This window comes from Sphingomonas phoenicis (assembly GCF_047238005.1).
Taxonomy (GTDB): domain Bacteria; phylum Pseudomonadota; class Alphaproteobacteria; order Sphingomonadales; family Sphingomonadaceae; genus Sphingomonas.
Genome location: NZ_JBDFMC010000002.1, coordinates 2493155 through 2515720 on the forward strand (window position 1 = coordinate 2493155; position 22566 = coordinate 2515720).

General features: G+C 68.2%; 22 protein-coding genes and 1 tRNA gene. 8 read left to right on the top strand and 15 right to left on the bottom strand.

Annotation, left to right across the window (positions count from 1 at the left end; all coding sequences use genetic code 11):
• Positions 1 to 3: 3 nt before the first annotated feature.
• From ABC319_RS13080 to infA, 7 genes are all read right to left on the bottom strand, one after another.
• Positions 4 to 771, bottom strand: a complete 768-nt coding sequence (locus tag ABC319_RS13080; RefSeq protein ID WP_413070649.1) for a helix-turn-helix transcriptional regulator — start codon at positions 769 to 771, stop codon at positions 4 to 6.
• Between the two features lie 107 nt (positions 772 to 878).
• Positions 879 to 2234 carry a tetratricopeptide repeat protein gene (locus ABC319_RS13085; protein WP_413070650.1) on the bottom strand — a complete coding sequence of 452 codons (1356 nt, stop codon included), beginning with the start codon at positions 2232 to 2234 and terminating at the stop codon, positions 879 to 881.
• Between the two features lie 138 nt (positions 2235 to 2372).
• Positions 2373 to 2448 (bottom strand) — tRNA-Phe (locus ABC319_RS13090).
• A 30-nt stretch (positions 2449 to 2478) separates the two neighbouring features.
• On the bottom strand, positions 2479 to 2661 hold the full coding sequence (gene yacG / locus ABC319_RS13095) for a DNA gyrase inhibitor YacG (protein WP_413070651.1): 183 nt from the start codon (positions 2659 to 2661) through the stop codon (positions 2479 to 2481).
• Positions 2661 to 3611: a ribonuclease gene (locus tag ABC319_RS13100; protein ID WP_413070652.1), complete on the bottom strand. Its 951-nt coding sequence runs from the start codon at positions 3609 to 3611 to the stop codon at positions 2661 to 2663. The genes yacG and ABC319_RS13100 overlap by 1 nt, the downstream gene beginning before the upstream one ends.
• Positions 3612 to 3655: 44 nt before the next feature.
• Positions 3656 to 4225, bottom strand: a complete 570-nt coding sequence (locus tag ABC319_RS13105) for a Maf family protein (RefSeq protein WP_413071693.1) — start codon at positions 4223 to 4225, stop codon at positions 3656 to 3658.
• A 30-nt stretch (positions 4226 to 4255) separates the two neighbouring features.
• Positions 4256 to 4474 (bottom strand): translation initiation factor IF-1, encoded by a 219-nt coding sequence (infA, locus tag ABC319_RS13110; RefSeq protein WP_007403889.1) that lies wholly within the window; start codon positions 4472 to 4474, stop codon positions 4256 to 4258.
• A 191-nt stretch (positions 4475 to 4665) separates the two neighbouring features.
• Here infA and glmS point away from each other — a divergent pair, with 191 nt between their 5' ends.
• Positions 4666 to 6486 (top strand): glutamine--fructose-6-phosphate transaminase (isomerizing), encoded by a 1821-nt coding sequence (gene glmS / locus ABC319_RS13115; RefSeq protein ID WP_413070653.1) that lies wholly within the window; start codon positions 4666 to 4668, stop codon positions 6484 to 6486.
• A gap of 175 nt (positions 6487 to 6661) precedes the next feature.
• Here glmS and ppc read toward each other — a convergent pair whose 3' ends face one another.
• The 3 genes from ppc to ABC319_RS13130 form a co-directional block, all read right to left on the bottom strand.
• Positions 6662 to 9355, bottom strand: coding sequence for a phosphoenolpyruvate carboxylase (gene ppc, locus ABC319_RS13120; RefSeq protein WP_413070654.1), 2694 nt, complete (start codon positions 9353 to 9355; stop codon positions 6662 to 6664).
• 115 nt (positions 9356 to 9470) lie between these two features.
• Positions 9471 to 9854, bottom strand: a complete 384-nt coding sequence (locus ABC319_RS13125; RefSeq protein WP_413070655.1) for an EF-hand domain-containing protein — start codon at positions 9852 to 9854, stop codon at positions 9471 to 9473.
• A gap of 14 nt (positions 9855 to 9868) precedes the next feature.
• A complete protein-coding gene (locus tag ABC319_RS13130; protein WP_413070656.1) occupies positions 9869 to 10435 on the bottom strand; it encodes an HNH endonuclease in 567 nt (188 codons plus the stop codon).
• A 68-nt stretch (positions 10436 to 10503) separates the two neighbouring features.
• On the opposite strand from ABC319_RS13130, the gene gluQRS reads away from it, so the two are divergent.
• Genes gluQRS through egtD form a run of 5 tightly spaced genes read left to right on the top strand, consistent with a single transcriptional unit; the run spans position 10504 to position 14517 of the window.
• Positions 10504 to 11400: a tRNA glutamyl-Q(34) synthetase GluQRS gene (gene gluQRS, locus ABC319_RS13135; protein WP_413070657.1), complete on the top strand. Its 897-nt coding sequence runs from the start codon at positions 10504 to 10506 to the stop codon at positions 11398 to 11400.
• A 10-nt stretch (positions 11401 to 11410) separates the two neighbouring features.
• Complete coding sequence (locus tag ABC319_RS13140; RefSeq protein WP_413070658.1) at positions 11411 to 11638, top strand: twin transmembrane helix small protein; 228 nt, start codon at positions 11411 to 11413, stop codon at positions 11636 to 11638.
• A gap of 22 nt (positions 11639 to 11660) precedes the next feature.
• On the top strand, positions 11661 to 12230 hold the full coding sequence (locus ABC319_RS13145; protein WP_413070659.1) for a cob(I)yrinic acid a,c-diamide adenosyltransferase: 570 nt from the start codon (positions 11661 to 11663) through the stop codon (positions 12228 to 12230).
• A 39-nt stretch (positions 12231 to 12269) separates the two neighbouring features.
• Positions 12270 to 13538, top strand: coding sequence for an ergothioneine biosynthesis protein EgtB (gene egtB, locus ABC319_RS13150; protein ID WP_413070660.1), 1269 nt, complete (start codon positions 12270 to 12272; stop codon positions 13536 to 13538).
• A 1-nt stretch (position 13539) separates the two neighbouring features.
• On the top strand, positions 13540 to 14517 hold the full coding sequence (gene egtD, locus ABC319_RS13155; protein WP_413070661.1) for an L-histidine N(alpha)-methyltransferase: 978 nt from the start codon (positions 13540 to 13542) through the stop codon (positions 14515 to 14517).
• 9 nt (positions 14518 to 14526) lie between these two features.
• On the opposite strand, the gene ABC319_RS13160 is transcribed toward egtD, so the two are convergent.
• A complete protein-coding gene (locus ABC319_RS13160) occupies positions 14527 to 15660 on the bottom strand; it encodes a DUF1176 domain-containing protein (RefSeq protein WP_413070662.1) in 1134 nt (377 codons plus the stop codon).
• Positions 15661 to 15726: 66 nt separating this feature from the next.
• On the opposite strand from ABC319_RS13160, the gene ABC319_RS13165 reads away from it, so the two are divergent.
• Positions 15727 to 16596, top strand: a complete 870-nt coding sequence (locus tag ABC319_RS13165) for a 3-hydroxybutyryl-CoA dehydrogenase (protein WP_413070663.1) — start codon at positions 15727 to 15729, stop codon at positions 16594 to 16596.
• On the opposite strand, the gene ABC319_RS13170 is transcribed toward ABC319_RS13165, so the two are convergent.
• From ABC319_RS13170 to ABC319_RS13180, 3 genes are read right to left on the bottom strand one after another with little or no spacing between them, the layout of a single operon-like run.
• Positions 16563 to 17006, bottom strand: a complete 444-nt coding sequence (locus ABC319_RS13170; protein ID WP_413070664.1) for a type II toxin-antitoxin system VapC family toxin — start codon at positions 17004 to 17006, stop codon at positions 16563 to 16565. The genes ABC319_RS13165 and ABC319_RS13170 overlap by 34 nt on opposite strands.
• Positions 17003 to 17257, bottom strand: coding sequence for a type II toxin-antitoxin system Phd/YefM family antitoxin (locus tag ABC319_RS13175; protein ID WP_413070665.1), 255 nt, complete (start codon positions 17255 to 17257; stop codon positions 17003 to 17005). The genes ABC319_RS13170 and ABC319_RS13175 overlap by 4 nt, the downstream gene beginning before the upstream one ends.
• 40 nt (positions 17258 to 17297) lie before the next feature.
• Positions 17298 to 18635 carry a NupC/NupG family nucleoside CNT transporter gene (locus ABC319_RS13180; RefSeq protein ID WP_413070666.1) on the bottom strand — a complete coding sequence of 446 codons (1338 nt, stop codon included), beginning with the start codon at positions 18633 to 18635 and terminating at the stop codon, positions 17298 to 17300.
• 158 nt (positions 18636 to 18793) lie between these two features.
• Between ABC319_RS13180 and ABC319_RS13185 the strand changes: the two genes are divergently transcribed.
• Positions 18794 to 19429 carry a queuosine precursor transporter gene (locus tag ABC319_RS13185; protein WP_413070667.1) on the top strand — a complete coding sequence of 212 codons (636 nt, stop codon included), beginning with the start codon at positions 18794 to 18796 and terminating at the stop codon, positions 19427 to 19429.
• Between the two features lie 37 nt (positions 19430 to 19466).
• Here ABC319_RS13185 and ABC319_RS13190 read toward each other — a convergent pair whose 3' ends face one another.
• Positions 19467 to 22457 (bottom strand): TonB-dependent receptor, encoded by a 2991-nt coding sequence (locus tag ABC319_RS13190; protein ID WP_413070668.1) that lies wholly within the window; start codon positions 22455 to 22457, stop codon positions 19467 to 19469.
• Positions 22458 to 22566: the final 109 nt, after the last annotated feature.

The window sequence follows — 22566 nt, forward strand, 5'->3', positions numbered from 1 at the left end:
GGTTCAGCGCAGGAACGGCCCCAGAATGAACGACAGGCGCGTCGCCTTCGACACCTCGAGCTTCTGGAAGATCGCCTGGGTCTGCTTGCGGACGGTGTCGCTGCTGGCCGAGCGGCGGGCGGCGATGTCGCGGGCGCCGAGGCCGTGGGCGAGATCGATGGCGACCTCCGCCTCGGCACGGGTGAGGCCGAAGGCCGAGACGAGCTGCTGCACCGCCTGCCGGCCATGATGGTTCGGGGTGATCAGGATCAGGCAGCAGCCGCCACCCGCCTGACGCAACGGCGCGATGTCGAGGCGAGCGGGCAGGCCTTCCGTGCCGACCAGCGCCAGGGTGATCTGCTCGACCTCGTCCTCTTCGGCCGTGCCGCAGCGGATGATCGCGGCGCGCAGCCGGGCATGGCATTGTGGATCGATGGCGACCAGCCGGTCGGCGGATGCCGCGAGGATCTCTGCCATGTGGAGGACCGCAGTGGCGGCGCGCGAGCAGGCGAGCATCCGTCCGGTCGCGTCGCAGACTATCGCCGCCAGGCCCAGATCGTCGAATGCGGCGATCCGTGCCGCCGCCTCGGTCTGGCGCTGGCGCAACGCCGGCACCAGACGGGCGATCGGGCGTACGACCGGTGGAGTGGCCGGAAGGCCGGGAGCGGCGAAGGGTCGATCGAGCCAGATGGTGGCGCGCCGCGGCTCGGCGACATGCGGCGGCACAGGCACATGGGGCGGCTGCCCCGTCGATGGATGATGCGGTGCTGCCCCGGCTGCGTGTTCCATCATGACCCCCGTCAATCGTCCGTTCCCTGAGCGGACTATCCACCGGGAGGTCCGGGATGCGCGTGTGGCAAATTGCGGCATTCGGCGGTTTTGCGGGGCGCGGGCCGGGATCAGGCCTGAGGGGCGTAGAGCCGATCGATCAACGGTCCGATCGCGGGATCGTCGCCGTAGCGGGCGGCGAGGCGATGGCGGACGCCATAGCCGTACCAGTGCTCGCCGGCCGCGACCGCCTCGGTCATCAGCGCCAGCGTCTCGTCACGCGCGCCCATCGAGGCGGCGAACAGGGCCGGCGACTGGCGGGTGGAGCCGGAGTCGCGCATCGCCGCTGCCCGGCGCTGTTGCAGCAGCAGGGTCAAGGCGGCGGCCGGATCGCGCGCATAGGCAGCCGTCAGCGCCGCCGCCTCCCGGATCGCGCCCGGTTCGTTGCGGAACCTGGCGACCAGGGCATTTTCCCGAACGAAGGCACCGAAGTCGCCCAGCGAGATATATACCCAGGACAGGCACAGGTGCAGGTTGGGATCGGTCGGGAAACGCGCGGCAAGGGCGGTCAATTCCTCCAGCGCCTGACGGTCACGACCGGCGAGCCAGTGCGAATATGCATGCTCCACCTCGATCGCGGACGATCCCGGCAGCAGCAGGCGGGCGCGGGCATATTCCATCTGCGCCTGCTGGTCGTACCCCGCATCGGCGAGGACATTGGCGAACCAGAAGTGCGTCTGGCCGTCCCGGTCGTCCAACGCCATCGCCCGCCGGTACGCGGCCATGCCGCTGTCCCGGCGATTCTCGCCCCAATAGGCGACGAAGCCCAGCGCGCGGTGGGCCGCGGCCAGGTTGGGATCGAGCGCGATCGCCTGCCGTGCCGCGCGCTTGGCATTGGCGAAGGCGGTCTGGTCGGTCGCGGCACCGTACTCCCGCTCCAGCAGCCACACATCGGCAAGCGCGGCGTAGGCGGGGGCGAAATCGGGCGCGCGGGCGATCACGCGCCCGAGCAGGCGGATCGCCTCGTCCAGATCGGCCTCGGTCCGCAGCGCCCAGTGATCGCGGGCGGCGACGAAGTCGGCGGCGGCCTGGCGATCGGCGGGCAGCGCGATGGCGGCGGTCACCGGGCGGGCGAGCGGCGCCGGATCGCGCCACATCATCACCGCCGCAGCGGTCGCGCCCAGGCCGCCGAGCGCCAGCGCGACCGGAAGCCAGCGGAACGCGCGGGGCGCTACGGTCGCTGCGGGCGAGGCTGGAAGAGGCGGGGCAGGCTCCACGCTGTCGAGGTCGTCGTAGCGCAGCGCCCAGGCGGCCAGTTCGTCCTCGAGCGCGAAGACCGAGCCGTGCTTGCCGCCCGGCATCCGCCGCACGGGCAGGTGCCGGTCGCGGGCCCAGCGCATGACAGTCGAGCGATCGCGGCGGAAATAGCCGGCGATCGCCTTCCATCCATCGAGACGCCTGGTCGTGTCGGACTCGACCCGCTGCATCGGCTCGGCACATCCTGCAAACTGGTTACGAGGCCGATCCGATACGTGCCGGGCGCCGGTGTCAATCGCATCATGGCTGCAAACAGGACTTTTAAGTGCCCATTTGCAGATTGAAGGGGAGCGGGATCACCGGAAAAATGGTGCCCGAGGGCGGATTCGAACCACCGACACTGCGATTTTCAGTCGCATGCTCTACCAACTGAGCTACTCGGGCATCGCCGATCCAGCGATCGGAAGCGCGTCCCTAATCGCGCGCGTCGGGCTTGTCCACCCCGTCGCGCTCGTCATCCTCCGCCGGGCCGGCGGGCATGCGATATCCCTCGCCCAGCCATTGCAGCAGATCGCGGTCGCGGTGGCGGGACGAGCAGAACGGAGCGTGGTCGGGGTCGGCGGGTTCGCCGCAGATCGGGCAGCCGGAACGGGCCATCACATGCTCTCCAGTTCGTGGACGACACCGGTACGCCGCGCGAGTTCCGCCAGCCAGTCCGGCCGTGCGGTCAATGCCCGCCACACCGGCGCGGGCAGGCGGTGCCGGCGGGAAGCACCCGGGGGGCTGCGTTCCAGCAGGCGGAGCGCGGCGCGGGCGGCGGCAGCGACGGGATCGGCGCGCAACCGCTCCGGCAACGACGGCCGCGGCCGCGGGCGGACGATCTGGAGAAAGCCGAAGCCGTTGACCGCGGTTCGCTCGAATGGCGCGGGAAGGCCTGCGTCGATCGCCGCCGCCACCGCCTGGCGGATCGCCTTGCCCTCCACCGTGGGGAAGTCGATGCCGATCGACCCGCCGATACCGTGCCGGACGATCGCCGCCGCGACGGCCGTCGCCGCGGCCAGCGCGAGCGTATCCGCCGGTGGCGAGCCATCGACATCGAACACCGTCATCGCCGGCGTCGGGCAGAGGAGCAGGGTGCCGCCCGCGAAGCCGATCGTGCCGCCGGTCGCCTCCTCCAGCACCTCCGACCAGCCGGCCCGTTCCAGCCGGTCGGGCTCGTGCGCGCGCATCGTCGTGACCGGATCGCCGGTCGCGACGATGCGGGCGAGCAGGTCCGGCCCGGCCGCGGGGGCGGCGTCGGTGGCGACGCAGCGCGCCGGCTTGTGGCGGCCGGGCTCGACGATCGGCTCGCGCGTGATTGCGACGGTCACCCCGGCCCCCTGCGTCATGCCGGGCGGTACCGCATCCAGCATCGCATCGACGCCATCCGCCAGCGTCACCCGCCCACGCCGGGCCGGCAACAGTTCGACCAGGCGCGCCGGCATCACCGTTCCGACCAGCGGCCCGGCATCGTCCGGCTCGATCGCGGCGATCAGGATGCGGTCGTCGGCGTCGACCAGCGCGGCACGCCGCTCGCCGATGCCGGCCTCGAACAGCCACTCAGCCATGGACGTGTCGTTCCGTCATCCCGCCTGCACGCCGGGGCGCCGCGTCAGCCAAGATCCAGCCCTGCCGCCTTCAGCAGTGCGCGCGTCTCGAACAGCGGCAGGCCGATCACGCCGGAATGGCTGCCCGCCAGGAAGCGCACGAACGCCTCGGCCCGCCCCTGAATGGCGTATCCGCCCGCCTTGCCCAACCCCTCGCCACAGGCGACGTACCCGTCGACCTCGGCCGGGGAGAGCGGCTTGAACGCGACGATGGTGTCGGCCAGCCGGGTGCGCGCGGTGCCATCGGCGTCGATCACGCACACCGCCGACAGGGCGTGGTGACGGCGACCCGACAGGAGGCCGAGCAGCTTGCGCTGTACCACCTCGTCCGTGGCGGGGGGCAGGATGCGGCGGCCGACGGCGATGGTGGTGTCCCCGGCGACGACGATCTCGCCGGGCGCGCGGGCCACCGCCTGCGCCTTCTCCACCGCGAGCCGCAGCGCATAGTCGCGCGGCAATTCCGCCGGACGCGGGCTCTCGTCGATGTCGGGGGATGCCACGCGCACGGGCACGGCACCGATCCGCGCGAGCAGATCGCGGCGGCGGGGAGAGGAGGAGGCGAGAACGAGGAACACGGTCATCGCCGGCGGCTTACCGCCGAAGCGTCACTTGAAGCGATAGGTGATCCGACCCTTGGTCAGGTCGTACGGGGTCAGCTCGACGAGCACCTCGTCGCCCACCAGCACGCGGATGCGGTTCTTGCGCATCTTGCCCGCGGTGTGGCCCAGTATCTCGTGATCGTTCTCGAGCTGTACGCGGAACATCGCATTGGGGAGCAATTCCACCACGCGGCCGCGCATCTCGAGCAATTCTTCCTTGGCCAAACAAAATCCTCTGGTTGTCGTAAAGGCGCGTCGCCTTAGCGAAAACCGCGCATGAAAGAAAGGTAGGGTTCGCGTCATCGGCCGGCAAGATCGCCGCGGGCAACAGGGTCCTCGCCGCCGTGCCGGTGCTTGCCCCCGTTCCGCCCGCCTGTCATGGCGCGCGCGATCCCTCGTTCAGGAGTTTTCGTCTCATGTGCGGCATCGTCGCCTTCGCGTCCGGCCAGCCGGTCCAGGACCTGACCGTTCATGCGCTGGAGAAGCTGGAGTATCGCGGTTACGATTCCTACGGCTTCGCCTTCGTCACGCCGGGCAGTTTCGAGATCGTGCGGGGCGTCGGGCCGCTGTCGGAGCAGGCCAAGGCGCTGATCGCCGGCGGACTGCCGCGGGTGCATGCCGCGATCGGCCATACCCGCTGGGCGACGCATGGCGGCGTGACGGTACCCAACGCGCATCCCCACCGCTCGTACGACGGCAAGTTCGCGGTGGTCCATAACGGCGTGATCGACAATTTCCTGGAGCTGAAGCGGGACCTGATCGCCGGCGGCGTCACCTTCTCGTCGCAGACCGATACCGAGGTGATCGCCCACCTGCTGGCGCGCAACTACGCCACCTCCGCCGACTTGAACGCGGCGGTGCACGCCACGCTGTCGGTGCTGTCGGGCGAGTTCGGGCTCGCGATCACCTGTATCGACCGGCCCGAACTGCTGATCGGGGTACGCCGGCTGAGCCCGATCGCGGTCGGCATCGCCGACGGGGCGGGCTTCATCTGCTCCGATCCGGTCGCGGTGGCCGGGCAGGACGGCTGGATCGCCTATCTGGAAGAGGACCAGATCGCCTTCGTCACGCGCGACGAGGTGCGCGTGGCCTCGTTCCAGAGCGCCGACTTCCCCGACGCCGAGGTGGAGCGGATCCCGCTGACCACGGTGGCCGAGGTCGCGGAGCTGGGCGATCATCCGCACTACATGATCAAGGAGATCACCGAGACGTCGGAGGCGGTGCGGACCGTCGCGGCGATGCCGCACGCGGTCTTCGCTCCGGCGGCGGCGCGGCTGGCCGATGCGGACGCCGCCTTCTGCGGGGCGGGCAGCTCGCATTACGTCTGCATGCTGGGGCAGTATTTCTTCCACCAGATCGCCGGGTGTCGTGCCGTCTGCCACTCGGCGGACGAGTTCATGAACCTGGCGTCACTGGGCGAAGACGGCGCGCTGATCTCTGTGTCGCAGTCGGGCGAGACGTACGACACGCTGCGCGTGATGGAGCAGGCGCAGGCGGACGGCGCCGCGCTGGTCTCGATCAACAACGTCGCTGGATCGACGGCGCAGCGTATGTCGGACTTCCCGATTCTGCAGCGTGCCGGGCGCGAGGTGTGCGTGCTGTCGACCAAGTCGGTGATCAGCCAGACCGCGATCGTGTGGCGACTGGCGGCCGAGGTGGCGGCGCTGGCGGCGGGCGACGAGGGTGCCGACATGGCCGACCTGTCGGCACTGGCCGCACAGCTGGACGTACTGGTCCAGTCGCTGTCGCCCGAGATCAAGGCGGTGGCGGAGCGCTATCGCTGGATCGAGCACTGGTTCTTCCTGGGCCGCGGCATCCACTGGCCGGTGGCGGCGGAATCGGCGCTGAAGTTCAAGGAGGTGTCGTACATCCATGCCGAGGCGATGCCGGCAGGTTTCCTGAAGCACGGCACCATCTCACTGATCGACGAGAAGTTCTTCACCGTCGCCTTCATCCCGAACTCGGCGCACGATCCCGACAGCTTCGCGCACGTCGTCTCGAGCCTGCACGAGATCCGCGCGCGCGGCGGAAACGTCATCGGCTTCGGCCACGACCTGCCCTCGACGTTCCAAGACGGGATGTTCGAGGCGTATGTCGAGTTGCCGAGCGTATCGAAGTTCATGGATCCGATGATTCAGCTCGTCGCCGGGCAGCTGTTCGCCTATCACTGCGCGGTGAAGCTGGGCCGCAACATCGATCGTCCGCGGGCACTGGCGAAGGCGGTGACGGTGCGCTGACCGCGGATTGCCGCAGGATCGACACAGTTGGACACAATCCGGCAAGATTTACCGGATAAGGCGTGCTTGCGGCCGGCGACGGCTGCTGTACACATTCACTTGTGTCACTACGGGCTGAGGGCGGCGTTCCATCCGGGAACGCCGCCCTTGGTTTTTGTGGCGGAGCTTTCCGCCATCACCCCGAGTTGCGCAGCGCCGTCGCGATCGCGTTGATCGACAGCAGGATGCCCTCGCCGATCCGCGCATCGGTGTCACCGGCGCGGTGACGCTTCATCAGCTCGATCTGGAGCAGGTTCAGCGGCTCGATATAGGGCAGGCGCAGGCGGATCGACGCATCGAGCGCCGGGTGCTTCTCCAGCAGGCGCGACTGGCCGGTGGCGGCGAGCAGACCGTCATGGGTCAGCTGCCAGCCGTCGCGGATCCGGTCGAAGAAGGGGTGCAGTTCCGCATCGACCAGCCCGGCATAGCGGGCGGCGATCGCCATGTCGGATTTCGCCAGCACCATCTCCATGTTCGCCAGCGTCGCGGCGAACAGCGGCCAGCCCTCCGCCATCTCGGCCAGCAGCCCTTTGTCGGCGAAGCGGTCGATCGCCTGGCCGACGCCGTACCAGCCGGGCAGCATGACCCGCGACTGCGCCCAGCTGAACACCCACGGAATGGCGCGCAGATCCTCGATCCGGTCGGACTTGGTGCGGCTGGCCGGGCGACTGCCGATCTTGAGGTTCGCGATCTCCGCGATGGGGGTCATCTGGCGGAAGAAGGTGCGGAAGGCGTCGTCGCCATAGACGAGGTCGCGATAGGTGCGGAAGGCATCGGCCGACAGCGTGTCCATCGCATCGGCGAAGGCGCGGTTCTCGGCATTGGACAGGCGCACCGGTTCCAGGCTGGCGAGGAGGGCGGCGGAGGCCATCGCCTCCAGATTGGTCGCCGCGGTTTCGCGCGTGCCGTATTTGGCGGCGATCACCTCGCCCTGCTCGGTGATGCGGATGCGGCCCTGCACGGTGCCGGGCGGCTGCGCGCGGATCGCCGCAAACGCCGAGCCGCCCCCGCGCCCCACCGCGCCGCCACGGCCGTGGAACAGCTGCATGCCGACGCCGGCCTGTTCGAACACCGGGGCGAGCGCGGTCGATCCCTTCGACAGGCCCCAGGTGGAGGTGAGATAGCCGCCGTCCTTGTTCGAATCGGAATAGCCGATCATCACCTCCTGATGCCCGCGCGCGCGGGCGATCGCGGCGATTTCGGGCAGGGCGAGCCACCGCGCCATGATCGCGGGCGCGGCATCGAGATCCTCGATCGTCTCGAACAGCGGCACGGCCATGATCGCGGCATGGGCATCGTCGTCGCCGGCACCGGGGCGGTAGAGGCCGGCTTCCTTCAGGAGCAGGTTGACCTCGAGCAGGTCCGACACCGACTTGGCCATCGAGACGATGTAGACGCGGATCGCGGCGGGGCCGTAGCGGTCGTGCGCGGCGGCGGCGGCGTCGATGATCGCCAGCTCGGACGCGGTCTCGTCCGAATAGGCGTGGAAGCGGCTGACCAGCGGGCGGGCATTGGCCAGCTCGCGGCGGAGCAGCGCGATCCGCCCTTCCTCGTCGAGCGCGGCATAGTCCGCCTCCACCCCGGCCGCGGCGAGCAGCTCGGCGACCACCCGTTCGTGCACCGCCGAGTTCTGCCGCAGGTCGAGCGTGGCGAGATGGAAGCCGAACACGTCGACCGCGCGGATCAGCCGGCCGAGCGCGCCGCTGGAGCCCAGCGCGCCGCCGCCGCCCGCCGCCAATCCGCGCGCGATCGTGACCAGGTCGGCGCGGAACGCCTGCGGATCGGGATAGGGCTCGCCGCGCAGCCGGCCGGGACGGGGCGGCGTCTTGCCGGTCAGCGCCTGATAGGTGGCGGCGACGCGGGCGTAGATGCCGGAGATCGCGCGGCGGAACGGCTCGTCGCGGCGACTGGCGGCATCGTCGCCGCTGGCAGCGGCGAGCGCCTCCACCCCGGCGTCCACCGGCGTGCGGTCGGAGGATATCGACAGTTCTGCGCCCAGTGCGTGCAGGGTGTCGCAGTAATGCGCCAGCACCGCCTCTGCCGAGCGCGACAGCGCGAAGGTGAGCGATGCGGCATCGACATGCGGGTTGCCGTCGCGATCGCCGCCGATCCAGCTGCCCGGGCGCAGGAAACTGGGGCAGCGGCGACCCAGCGCCCGGTCCCAGCGCTGGTAGAGCGCGGGGATGGTAGGCAGGAACACGTCGTGGAAATAGGACAGGGCGGTCTCGACCTCGTCGGCGACGCCCAGCCGCTCCTGACGGAGCACGCGGGTCTGCCAGAGCAGGGCGATCTGGCGGCGGATCGCCTCGTCCACGTCGTCGCCGTCGTCGGTCTCGGCCTGCCCCGCGTCGCGGCACGCCATCAGCGTGGCGATCCGGTTGCGATGGTCGATCATGCTCTTGCGCCGCACCTCGGTAGGGTGGGCGGTGAGGACCGGGGCGACGAGCGCATGGTCGAGCAGCCGGGCGACGGCGTCGCGGTCGATCCCCTCAGCCGCCAGCCGGTCCAGCGCGGCAGCGAGATCGGCGCCCTCTTCCGCGGCGATGCCCTGGCGATCCTCGGCCAGGTTCGCGAGCATGGAGAACAGCATGAAGCCGCGAACGAAGTCGATCGTCTCGTCGAGATCGAGCTTTTCCAACTGGAGATCGACGGTGCTGCCGTCGCCGCGACCGCGGTGCCGCTCGACCGAGGCACTGCGGATCGTCTCGGTCGCCTCGAACAGTGCCTGGCCGCCATAGTCGCGGATGACGTCGCCGAGCAGCGTGCCGAGGAAGCGGATGTCCGGATTATTGGCGATCGGCGGAAGCGAGGCGGGAGACTGTGTGGCCATGCCGCCGATGCTGCGCTGCGGCGCCGGCCGCGTCAATGTCGTGGGGATTGCGGATACGTATGTCGCTTGCCGGCCGGGAAACGATCGACGCCGGCAGGACGGCGACGGTTACGCCCTACCGCTCCTGCCGGCGTTCCCGCGCGGTCCGGCGCTCCTCAGAGGTCACCGTGCCGTCCTGGTTCAGGTCCATCTGGTCGAACCGCTTGAGCATGCCCTCCGAGAACTCGCTCTCGGTGATCTGGCCATCCTTGTTCCGGTCCAGCTCCAGCAGGCGGGAATCGGCGCGGGGCAGTTCCTCGGCGGTCAGCACGTCATCGCCGTCGCGATCGAGGTTGCGGAAGCGGCGTGAGGCGCTGCTGCCGAAATCGAGGCGCGAGGTGACGGAGGGCGGGGTGAAGGCGGCGGCACGGGCATCGGCGGCCTTCTGCTTTTCCGTCCCGTCCGGTCCGCATGAGGCGACCGCCAGGCCGATCACCACCACTGCCACGCCTGCCTTCATCGTCGACCCCTGTTTCACGCTTCCAGTACAACGTCCCAGTAGAGCCAGTCGTGCCACGTGTCGTGCAGGTAGTTGGGCGGGAAGGAACGGCCATGTTCCTGGAGATGCCAGTTGGTCGGCCGGATCGGTTCGACATGCAGCGGCATCGCCGCCTGTCTGGGCGTCCGCCCGCCCTTGCGCAGGTTGCACGGGGCGCAGGCGGTGACGACATTCTCCCACGTGGTCCGCCCGCCCTGGGCGCGGGGCACGACGTGATCGAAGGTCAGGTCGCGCGACACGCCGCAATACTGGCACGCGAAGCGATCGCGCAGGAACAGGTTGAACCGGGTGAAGGCAGGAAATTGCGAGGGCTTCACATACTGCTTCAGCGCGATGACCGAGGGCAGCTTCAGCGCGAAATTGGCGCTGCGCACCTCGCGTTCGTAATGCGCGACGATGTCCACCCGGTCGAGGAACACCGCCTTGACCGCGGTCTGCCACGGCCACAGGCTGAGCGGGTAATAGGACAGCGGCGTATAGTCCGCGTTCAGGACGAGCGTCGGGCAGCTGTCGGGATGTCGGATCAAATCGGGATGAAACACGCGCTTCCCCAATCAAGGCCGGTGGCGCTGTCGCCCATCGACGTGACGGCAGCATGACAGCACGGGCGATGATTCGCGGTCAAGAGGCTGGCGGTGAAGCGGGTGCTGACCGGTCGGTGGTGAGCCGGTTCGCGCCGAGCCCGACGGGACGGTTGCACCTGGGCCATGCCTTCTCCGCGATCCGGGCACACGACCTAGCCGAGGCAGCGGGCGGCCGCTTCCTGCTGAGGATCGAGGACATCGACGGCACGCGCAGCCGGGCGGAGCATGTCGAGACGATCCTCGACGATCTGGCATGGCTGGAGCTGGCCCACGAGCCGCCGGTGTTCCAGTCGCAGCGACTGCCGCTGTACGACGCTGCGCTGGCGGATCTGCGGCAGGCCGGGCTGGTCTATCCCTGTTTCTGTACGCGGGCGGAGATCGCGGCGAGCCTTTCGGCGCCGCACGGTCCCGTCGCTGCATATCCGGGGACTTGCCGGCGATTGTCGCGGCGGGAAGCGGCGGCGCGGATGACCGAGCCGCATTGCTGGCGACTGGATATGGCGGCGGCGCTGGGCGCAGTCGCGGGCGCTCCGCTCGCATGGCATGATGCGGATGCCGGCCGGGTTCTGGCGGAGCCCGCGGGACAGGGCGATGTCGTCCTGTCCCGCAAGGATGCGCCGGCCAGCTATCACCTGGCGGTGACCGTCGACGATGCCGCGCAGAGGGTAACCGACGTCGTGCGCGGGATCGACCTGTTCGACGCGACGCACGTCCACCGCCTGCTCCAGGCGCTGCTCGGCCTGCCGACGCCGCGGTATCGCCACCATGCGCTGCTGACCGATGCCGCCGGCCACCGTCTGGCAAAGCGGCACGGCAGCCCGACGCTGGCGTCGATGCGCGCGGCCGGGATCGATGGACGCGCCGTCGCCGATGCGCTGCGTGAGGGGCGCCTGCCCACTGGTTTTTCGGCGAGCGCACCCTAGATTGGCGTACATGAACACGTTCCTCGTCATCCTGCTGATCGCCGCGATGATCGCGACCGTCGTCGCTCTCGTCCGCGGCATCATCGCGTTCCTCCAGGAATCGACCGCGGAGGTGAAGGGCGACGGGCCCAGCCAGGGGGCGTTGAAATCCAACCGGATGATGCAGCAGCGCATCTTCTTTCAGGCCGGCGCGATCCTGATCGTCGTGCTGATCCTGTTCGCCGCCGGCCGTACCTGATCCGCTGCTTCGGCAAGGCGACGTGGTTCGGCTGACCAAGATATACACGCGGACCGGCGACGACGGCTCGACCGGGCTTGTCGACGGATCTCGCGTGTCGAAGGCCACGCCCTGGATGGCGGCGATCGGCGATGTCGATGAGGCGAACAGCGCGCTGGGCGTCGCCCTCACCTCGATCGGCGAGGGCCCGATCCGCGATGCCCTGCTGGCGGTGCAGAACGACCTGTTCGATCTGGGCGCGGACCTGGCCACGCCGGGCGACGATTTCGCGCCGGGGGAACTGGTCCTGCGCATCGTCGCAGCGCAGGTGGAGCGGCTGGAACGCGAGATCGACCGGGTGAACGCCGATCTGTCGCCGCTCCGCAGCTTCATCCTGCCCGGCGGTTCCGCCGGCGCCGCGCAGCTCCATCTGGCACGCGCGATCGTCCGCCGTGCCGAGCGCGCGATGGTGGCGGCGGCAGGCGACAACATGCTCAACCCCGAAGCATTATCCTATATCAACCGGCTTTCCGATTTCCTGTTCGTCGCGGCGCGAGCGCTGAACCAAAACGGGGCCGGCGACGTTCTTTGGGTTCCGGGGGGAACGCGCTGAGCCGGTCGGCTCCTTCGCGATCGGGCACAAGGAGCGGGCATGGCAAGCAAGGTATCGGACCAGCCGGCCGATTTCGGACCGGTACAGGCCGATTGGTTGACCGATCGCTTCGTCGCCGTCCGCACCCTGACCGAGGCGATCGCGGAACCGTTGTCCGATGCCGACGCCACCGTCCAGTCGATGCCGGATGCCTCCCCGGCGAAGTGGCATCTGGCGCATACCACCTGGTTCTTCGAGACGTTCGTCCTGCGTGACCATGTGCCTGGATACACGCTGCACGATGCGCGCTTTCCGTTCCTGTTCAACAGCTATTACGAGGCCGAGGGCCGCCGCCATGCACGCGACCGGCGCGGGATGATCACGCGACCGTCGCTGGACGAGGTGCGGGCGTATCGCAGGCACGTCGACGCGGCGTTGACCGCGATGTTGCCGGACCTGCCCGACGCCGCACGCGAGCTGGTGCTGCTGGGCTGCCATCATGAAGAGCAGCATCAGGAACTGCTCGTCACCGATCTGATCCATCTGTTTGCCGAGAACCCGTTGGAGCCTGCGATGGTCGCGGCAGAGCGCGGTGGTCCGTCGGCGTTGCCGGCGCCGATCGGCTGGATCGATCATCCCGGTGGCATCGTCCGCATCGGTCACGACGGTGACGGCTTCGCCTTCGATTGCGAGGGGCCACGGCACGACGTGCTGCTCCATCCGCACGCGATCGCCGACCGGACGATCACCAATGGCGAATGGGCCGCGTTCATCGCCGATGGCGGGTATCGCGAGCCGCGCTGGTGGCTGGCCGACGGCTGGGCATGGGTGAAGGCGGAGTCGATCGTCGCGCCGCTGTACTGGGAAGAGCGGGACGGCGGCTGGACCCGGTTCGGGCTCGACGGACGCCGCCCCGTCGCTTCCGCCGCGCCGGTGACGCATGTCAGCTTCTTCGAGGCGGATGCCTATGCCGCCTGGGCCGGTTGCCGCCTGCCGACCGAAATGGAGTGGGAGGCCGCGGCGGCGGGCAGCGATCCGGCGGGCGGCAACCAGCTGGACCGGGCCGGCGCGACGGAGCCGCAGCCGGGCGGCGGTTTCTTCGGCGACGGATGGGAATGGACCGGCAGCGCGTACCGCCCCTATCCCGGTTTCCGCGCTGCCGAGGGTGCGGTGGGCGAGTATAACGGCAAGTTCATGAGCGGCCAGTTCGTGCTGCGCGGCGGCAGCTGCGCGACGCCGCGCGGCCATGTCCGGCCCAGCTACCGCAACTTCTTCTATCCCCACCAGCGCTGGCAGTTCACCGGCGTCCGCCTCGCGAAAGATCTGTAGCATGCTGAAGCAGGAAGAGGCGGACGGCACGCGCAGCTTCGCCGACCCGCAGTTCCGCGCCGACGTGCTGGCCGGGCTGGAGCGCCGCCCGCGCGCGATTCCGGCACGCTGGTTCTACGACCGGCGCGGGTCGGAGCTGTTCGAGCAGATCACCGATCTGCCCGAATATTACCCGACCCGGACCGAGGTGGGCATCCTGGAACGGATCGGCCCGGAGGTTAGGTCGCTGGTCGGCGAGGGGCGGGCCGTGGTCGAGTTCGGCTCGGGCTCCTCGGCCAAGACGCCGCTGCTGCTTCGACAGGTAGCGCCGTCGGCCTATGTGCCGATCGACATCTCCGGCGACTTCCTGCGCCATTCGTCGAAGACATTGTCGGCGGCGTTTCCCGATCTGCTGGTCCTGCCGTTCGAGGCGGATTTCATGCGCCCGCTGACCTTGCCGCGGACGATCGCGGAGGCGCCGAAGCTGGGCTTCTTTCCCGGATCGACGATCGGCAACATGACGCCGCTGATGGCGACCGACCTGCTCCGTGCGATGCGTGCCTCGCTGGGCGAACGGGCCATGCTGCTGATCGGCATGGACCGGATCAAGGGCGCCGAGGTGCTGGTCCCGGCGTACGACGATGCCGCCGGGGTGACGGCGGCGTTCAACATAAACCTGCTCGATCGCATCAACCGCGAACTGACGGGGACCGTGCCGACCGATGCGTTCCGCCATGTCGCGCGCTGGAACGACGATCGCGCGCGGATCGAGATGCATCTGGAGGCGGTGCGGGACGTCGATTTCACGATCGACGGTCGCCCCTTCGCAATGGCTGCGGGCGAGACGATCCACACCGAGAACAGCCACAAATACGGTGCCCGCGACGCACGCATCCTGCTGCGTGCCGGCGGGTGGACCCCGGTGGCCGAATGGACCGATCCCGACGGGCTGTTCGCGGTGTACCTGGCCGAGGCGCAGGCGGAGCGGCCGGCGCCGTAACCGGCGGCGCTATTGCCGCACCACCTGCGTCCGCCACGTCGTGATGTAGTGGGGGTTGCCGCGACACTCGCCCATCTCGGCCTGCTCGGTCAGGCGCAGGCTGCTGCCGTCCCACACCATCGTCTGGTTGACACCGCAGTCGCCCAGCCCGCGGCCCTTGGCGAAGCTGGTCAGCTCGCCATCCTTCCAGCTGCCGTTGACGACGCTGGCGAGGCGGTCGGTCCCGCGTGCGGGGGTCGGGCCGAACCCGGTTGGCGCGTCGGTGGGCGCAGGCTCGACCCGTCCGTCTCGCAGCACGAACAGCGCCGATGACAGGTTGTACGCGCCGGCCGAGCAGGGCAGCAGCACCAGCGTCGCGCCGCCGCCGAGCGGGTGCGCCTCCGGCCGCCAGATGTCGCCGCTCGCCATCCGCTCGTCCTCGCAACCGGCCAGCCGCCGCATCTCCGCCAGCTGGCCTGCGGTCGGGGTGGCGGCCGTACCGGTCGCGACCAGCGCCCGGACGACCGGCGCGGGCTGGCGCTCGGGAACGATCGAGGCAGGCCGGGGCCCGGTCGCGACCACCGCGCTGACGGTACCGGCACGGCCCTGCTGCGCATCGATCCAGCGGAGCGCCGCCGACGCGCCGGCGAGCGAGATCGTCGCGCGCCGGCGACCGCCAGCCTCCAGCACCCCCAGCGACCGGCCGTTCGCCATCACGCGCACCGTATCGGCAGCGGCGGGGCCGGTCAGCGACGGCAGCGCCAGCCGCCTGCCGTCGACCATGACCGCTACCGGGGACAGCGGTGGCCGATCGTCGACCAGATCGAACGAGAGGTCGAACCCGCCCTCCGGCCCCGGCTGGCGCAGGACGGCCATCGTCACGCCGGACGGCACGGCGTTGTCCGGTCCCAGCGAGGCCATGGTGCACAGCCGGGTATTGTCGCAGCCGACCGCCCAGTCGCCGAAGGTCTTCAGGTCACCAGGCCGCACCGGTGCGGCGGCGGGAACCGGGGCAGGGGTAGTTGCCGTGGCAGGCGCGGCGACGGCGGGCGTTGCGGCCGGAGAAGGCGATGGCCCGGCGGCCTGGTCCGGAGCGGCGGGGCCCGAGCAGGCGACGAGGGCGAGCAGGGGAGCGGCGGGCAAAGCGATACGCATCATCGGCATGAACGGCGATGCTGGCAGGCGCGTTCCGGCATCGCTACAGCACCGGCCGACAAGGAGAGACGAGCGATGCAGACCGTGGGCGTGATCGGGGCGGGGCAGATGGGCGCGGGGATCGCGCAGGTGTCGGCACAGGCGGGCTTCCGCGTGTTGCTCGCCGACGTGTCGCGCGACCAGGCGGAGAAGGGCAAGGCGGGCATCGCCCGCCAGCTGGATCGGCTGGTAACCAAGGAGAAGATCGCCGCCGACGCGCGCGATGCCGCCCTGGCGCTGATCGAGCCGGTCGACGGCGTCGCCGCGATGGGCGACTGCACGCTGGTGATCGAGGCGGCGACCGAGCGGGAAGCGATCAAACGCCAGATCTTCGCCGATGTCGGCAAGGTGCTGGGCACCGACGCGATCCTGGCGTCGAACACCTCGTCGATCCCGATCACCCGGCTGGCGCAGGCGGCGCCCGATGCGGCGCGGTTCGTCGGCGTGCACTTCTTCAACCCCGTGCCGGTGATGGGGCTGATCGAGCTGATCCGTGGGCTCGCGACCAGCGATGCCACCGTCGCAAAGGTGGAGGAATACGCGCAGGCGCTGGGCAAGCGGGTCGTGCGGGCCAACGACGCGCCCGGCTTCATCGTCAACCGCGTGCTGATGCCGATGCTGAACGAGGCGTGCTTCGCCCTGGGTGAGGGGGTGGCGACGATTCCCGACATCGATGCCGCCTGCCAGCTGGGACTGAACCATCCGATGGGGCCGCTGACCCTGGCCGATTTCATCGGCCTCGACACCTGTCTGGAGATCACGCGCGTGCTGTTCGAGGGGACCGGCGACCCCAAGTTCCGGCCGGCACCGCTGCTGGTCAAGTATGTCGAGGCGGGCTGGTACGGCCGCAAGACCGGCCGTGGCTTCTACGACTATTCGGGCGCGGAGCCGGTGCCGACGCGGTAGGTGAAGGGATCGACCAGCCGCACGCCCATGCCGGCGAAGTCGCGGGTGTTGCGGGTGGCGAGCGTCATGTCGTGCACCAGCGCCGTGGCGGCGATCAGCGCGTCCCGATCCGGTACCGAGACGGGCACGTGCAGCGCCGCACAGCGTCTGGCCACCGCGGAGTCGACCGGCAGGATACGGCCGTGAAATCCCGGCAGCACCGATCCCTCGAACCAGTCGCGCAGATGCGCGGCCTGCACCGGATCGTAGCGATGGAGGCGGAGGATACCGATCTCGACCTCCATGATCGTCACCGCCGACAGGCCGGCGCGGGTGAAATCCTGCTCGCCCGCCCATGCCGCCACGGCGGGATGGGCCCGCCCGGCCTTGATCTTGCGCAGCTCGGACAGGATGTTGGTATCGAGGATCAATCGACGTCCAGCGGCTTCAACGATGACGGCTGGCGCCGGTCTGTTTCGAAGTCGATATCCACTGTGTCGCGCGAGCCGAACAGCCCGGCGATCTGGCCGATGTCCCCCGACAATCGCCGGTATTCGTCGTAGCTGAGCAGCACATGCGCGGGGTGGCCGCGATCGGTGATGATGACCGGGCCTTCGGATGTCGCCCGCTTGGCACGGGCGACATCCTGATTGAACTCGCGGGCGGTGAAGTGGCGGGTCATGCCGGGATATGTAGCAACAATGCTACGCCCAGGCAATCCGTCAGCCGATCAGCAGCCCCGCCAGTGCCGCGGACATCAGGTTGGCGAGGCTTCCTGCGATCAGCGCACGGATGCCGAGCTTGGCGATCATCGGGCGCTGGTTGGGGGCCAGACTGCCCGTCACCGCCATCTGGATGGCGATCGACGAGAAATTGGCGAAGCCGCACAGGGCGAAGGTGATGACCGCGACGGTGCGCGGGCTGAGCACCGCCGCCTGCTTGCCGAGATCGATATAGGCGACGAATTCGTTCAGGACGATCTTCTGCCCGAACAGGCCGCCGGCGATCCCCGCCTCGCTCCACGGGATGTTGAGCAGGAACATGACGGGCGCGAAGACGTAGCCGAGCAGTCCCTGGAACGACAGATCGACGATCCCGAACCAGCGGCCGACCCCGCCCAGCAGTCCGTTGGCCAGCGCCACCAGCGCGACGAACGCCAGCACCATCGCGCCGACCGCCACCGCCAGCCGCACGCCGGTCTGCGCGCCCTGCGCGGCGGCCATGATGAGGTTGGCGGGCTTTTCCTCGTCGTGCGTCGCCTCCGGCATCGGCTCGCCCGGCGTTCCGCCCTCCGGCAACAGCGCGGCGGGGCCCTGGCCGCTGACCCGGTGTTCGGCGAGGTGGATCACCCGGTTCTCGTCGGGCAGGTCGCCCAGCGGCAGCTCTCCCTCGGGCGGGACGGAGCGGTCGGGCATGACGATCTTCGCCATCAGGATGCCGCCCGGCGCCGCCATGAAGCTGGCCGCGAGCAGATAATCGATGCGGATACCCATCGAGGCGTAGGCCGCCAGGATCGTGCCGGCGACCCCCGCCATGCCGCTGGTCATCACCGTGAACAGCTGCGGCGGTGTCAGCCCGGCGAGATAGGGGCGGATCACCAGCGGCGATTCGGACTGGCCGACGAAGATGTTGGCGGCCGCGCAGAGCGATTCGACCTTCGACGTGCCGATCACCCACTCGATCGCGCCGCCGACCCAGCGCACGACCAGCTGCATGACGCCCAGATAATAGAGGATCGACACCAGGCTGGCGAAGAAGATGATGACGGGCAACGCGGCGATCGCGAAGCTGGTGCCGCCGACCGCCGGACTGGCGAGATTGCCGAACAGGAATTCGGTGCCGCGCTGCGAGTAGCCGAGCAGCGCCGCGACCCCTTCGGACGCGGTCGCCAGCGCGGCGCGACCGGGACCCCAGTACAGCACGATGACGGCGATCAGCGCCTGGAGCGCGAACGCCGCGCCGACGACGCGCAGCCGGATCGCGCGCCGGTCGGTCGAGATCAGCACCGCGATGCCCAGGATCACGGCGATGCCGGCGATGCCGACGAAAAACCGGTTCATGCGCTGCCCTCAGCCCGGAAGGTCACAGAAAGTCACACCCAACACCCTTTTTCCGGGTCACACACGCATCGCCCCCAAGCGATCCGCCGGTAACACCACAAATTCGCCGCGTAGGACAGTCGATTGTACGGGCGCGCCGCTGTCGATAGGGATGGCCGATGGACCAGACGCGCGCGCCCATCCCGCCTTCGCTCTTCGCCTTCGCGATCTTCTATGGCGGCATGGTGTGCATCGCCGGGGTGCTGGGCAACAAGCAGGTCGCGCTCGGACCGCTCGCCGTGGAGGCGGGCATCTTCGCGTTCCTGCTGCTGGTCGTCACCTCCAGCGCGGTGGCCGAACTGCATGGGCCGCGAACGGCGACGCGGCTGGTGCGGGTGGGCTTCGTGCCGCTGATCGTGTCGATCCTGCTGGCGGTGGTCGTGCTCGCCGTACCCGCCAGTCCGCAGATGGATCCGGCGCGCGCCGGCGCGTTCGAGCTGATGATGGGCGGCACGCCGCGAATCTGGGCGGGCGGCATCGTCGCCTATGGCATCTCGCAGACGCTGAACGTCACCATCTTCTCGTGGCTGAAGGGGCGCGAGGGGGCCAGGCTGCTGTGGCTGCGCGCGGGCGTGGCGAGCATCCTGAGCCAGATCGTCGACACGCTGCTGTTCGTGACGATCGCGTTCGCGGGCATCTTCCCGATCGGCGAGCTGCTGCTGGGCCAGATGCTGGCGAAGGTGGTGCTGTCCGCGGTGCTGGTGCCGCCGGCGATCTACGTCTTCGTGGCGCTGGGGCGGCGGCTGGATCGGTAGGGCGGGCGGCACGCCGAGGTGCCACCCGCCTCTTCACTCAGAACCGTACGCGGGCGCTGGCGGTGAAGGTGCGACCCATCGCGCGCAGGCCGACGGGCAGTTCAGGGAAGCTGTAATAGTAGAAGCGGTCGACATTGCGCAGCAAGTTCTGCGCCTCGATGCTGAGCGTCAGATACTTGACCGGTGTGAGATTGATCGCTGCGTCCAGACGCTTGGTTGGATAGGATGATATGATCCGCTCCTGATTAATCGCATCGACATCCGTCTGATACTTGGAGCGCCAGTTATAGGCCAAGCGCGCGCTGAATACCGGCGTCTCGTAATAGCCGATCAGATTGTACGACCAGCGCGACGCAAATGGTGCCCGTCGGCGGATCAATTCGTAGATGAAGGGATCGCCCTCTTCTCGATCCAGCAGATTGGGAAGGGAGATGTCGGCGGTCGGGATCCAAGTCGCGTTGACCGTCGCACCAAGGTTGCGGAGAAAGCCGGGCATGAACCGGAAAAAGCCTGTCGCCTGTGCCTCCAACCCTTCCGTTCGGCCGGGGCCTGCGTTGCGGGGCTGGACGACGACGCGGGTCTGGCCCCCCAATTCGGGGACCGCTTCGACCTGCGCCGTTTCGTAGATGAAGCCGGTCTGGTCTTTGCGGAAAGCCGCCAAAGACACGACCGATCCGGCTGCCGGATACCATTCCAACGAAAGGTTGTAGTCGTCGGTCCGGGTGGGCTTGAGGCCCGGATTGCCTGCGTAGAGGCGATCGTTCGGATCGCGATAGTTGATGACCCGCGAGTTGCGCAGAAGGAAGAGGCTGGGGCGCTGGACATTGCGGCTGTAGCTGGCACGCAGTTGCAGCTTGTCGCTGAAGTGAACGACGCCAAATACGCTGGGCAGTAGATCGACATAGTTGACCCTGACTGCGGTGACGTCCGTAGAATCAGGACCGAATTCGCCCGTAAGTAGACCAGTCGTGGGATCGCGAAGGGGAGTGCCCAAACGGATGCCCGCGCCATTGATGCTGGCCCATGTGTTGACATAACGAAGGCCGACATTGCCCTCGATCGGGAACAAGGCCTTGAATGCATAATCCAGGGTACCGTAAGCTGCGAAGGAGTTTTCGGTCGACGCGCTGGTGTAGATCGCGTTGCCAGCCGATGGTTTTTCCGTCGCGAAGAGAGCGGCTGCTCCGGCATCGCGGCCCGGGCCGTCGAGGAACTCATATTCACTGCCGGCGATGAACTTAATGACCTGACCCCAATTGTCGTACAGCTGGCGGTTGTTCAATTGAACCCAAGACAGGGGCGACCCGCCGGGCAATTCGGGCGTAACGCTGATCGTCGATACGCCGGGGATCGCGGAAGTCGGAAGCGACAACTCAGGCGGGAAGTAACCAGCGAAGCGGTAGCTGTCGCGAAAGAAGGTATCGATTTTCGAGTAGCGTCCACCAAATCTTCCGGCGCGAAGAAATCCGTCTGCGTCGAGTTCTTTCCAGACATCAACTTGCGCTGAGAATTGCGAATTGTCGCCATGGCCCAGATTGTCGCTTAGGTATTGAACACGGGCGAGTCCGGGATCGGTCGGGCTGACGTTGAACTGGAAGAACGGCCCGCCTCCCAGCACCTTGGGCGAGTCCAGATCGACGCGAACACTCGATAGTCCTAGATAGCTGCCGCCATGGCCAATCCGGTGATAATCGTTATCGCTCCACTGGTATTGGACCGATCCGTCGATGCGCAAGCCGTCATCGGCATAATGCGCTTCGAAATTGGTACGGTAATTCTCGGTTTCGCCCCGATTTTCACCCCCATCGAAGCCGGCGGCGATGTTGCCAAAGTTTGGCCGGGTACCATTGGCCAGCGGCGGGTTACTGATGTCGAACCCCAGCAACACGCCACTTGGCGCAATGCGAACGTTTTGAAGAACATAATAATCTTCACGCAAGCGAACGTAAAGCGAACTATCCTGATCGGAGTAATCCTCGCCGGAGTAGGAGCCTTCCAGTACGAAGTTCAGCTTATCTGCAGCTTGCCACTGTAAGGCGCCGCTCAGCGACTTCTGCTCGCGGCTGCCGTCATTCGTGCCATAACTCGCCCGATATGGCGTCACTAATGTGTCGCGTGTGTCAGCCGGGAGGCTGAGGCGGATACGGCTGCCGGGCGCACCAACGGAGAAAGGAGACTCGCTGTTGTTGTTCGCTTCGGCGTAGCGCTGCTTCACATAGGCGCCATTGAGCAGGAACCCCACTTCGCCGATGCCGGTTTCAAAGCGGTTCGCGATGAGCACGCTACCGGATGGGCTCCACAGGTTGCCTTGTTCCGCATAGGTGTTGCGATAGCTCGCGGCCGTCGTCCAGCCCTTGCGCAGATCTAGCGGGCGGCGCAATTCGATGTTGACCGAGCCGCCGATGCCACCCTCGATCTGGTCGGCAGTGCGGGTCTTGTAGACCTCGATCGACTTGACCAGCTCAGCGGGCACGCTTTCCAAGTTCAGCGTGCGCCCTTCCCCGAATGGAAGCGGAGCGGTCGCGCCTTCGGTTCCGTTGATGGTCGTCTGCACGCCAGCCAGGCCGCGGATGTTGAATCCGTCGGCCCGTCCGCCACTGCGCGTCACGGTGATGCCGGTAATCCGCGCCATCGCCTCCACGACATTATTATCAGGCAATTTTCCGGCGTCCTCTGCGGTGACGACGTCGACGATCTGCCGTGCGCGGCGCTTGGTGGCGATCGACTTTCCGACGCTTTCGCGCAGGCCGGTGACGACGATGTCGCCGCCCTCGACCGTGGCCGATCCCTCGCGATCAGGCGCTGTTACTCCCGAAGCGGCGGCCAGCGCGCGACGGCGGGCCTCGCGGCGTTCGGCGCGACGTGCCTCTCGCGCGGCGCGACGGACGGCCAGGCGCTCTGCCCGCGTCGGAGCGGTTCGTGCCTCCGCTTGAGCGGCGATTGCCGGTGCGGCGATGACCGCAGGACAGACCAGTATCGCGATCATCGAAGCCGTCATGCCGGCGCGCAAGCAGATTTGAGTCTTCATTCCCCCGAACTCCCCCTCCTATTAGAATATCGTATACAATGTCAAAACAATATGTCTGTCAAGTTGCGTGGCTGAACCGATAGTTGCGCCCGTGCGCTGCCGTTCGTCA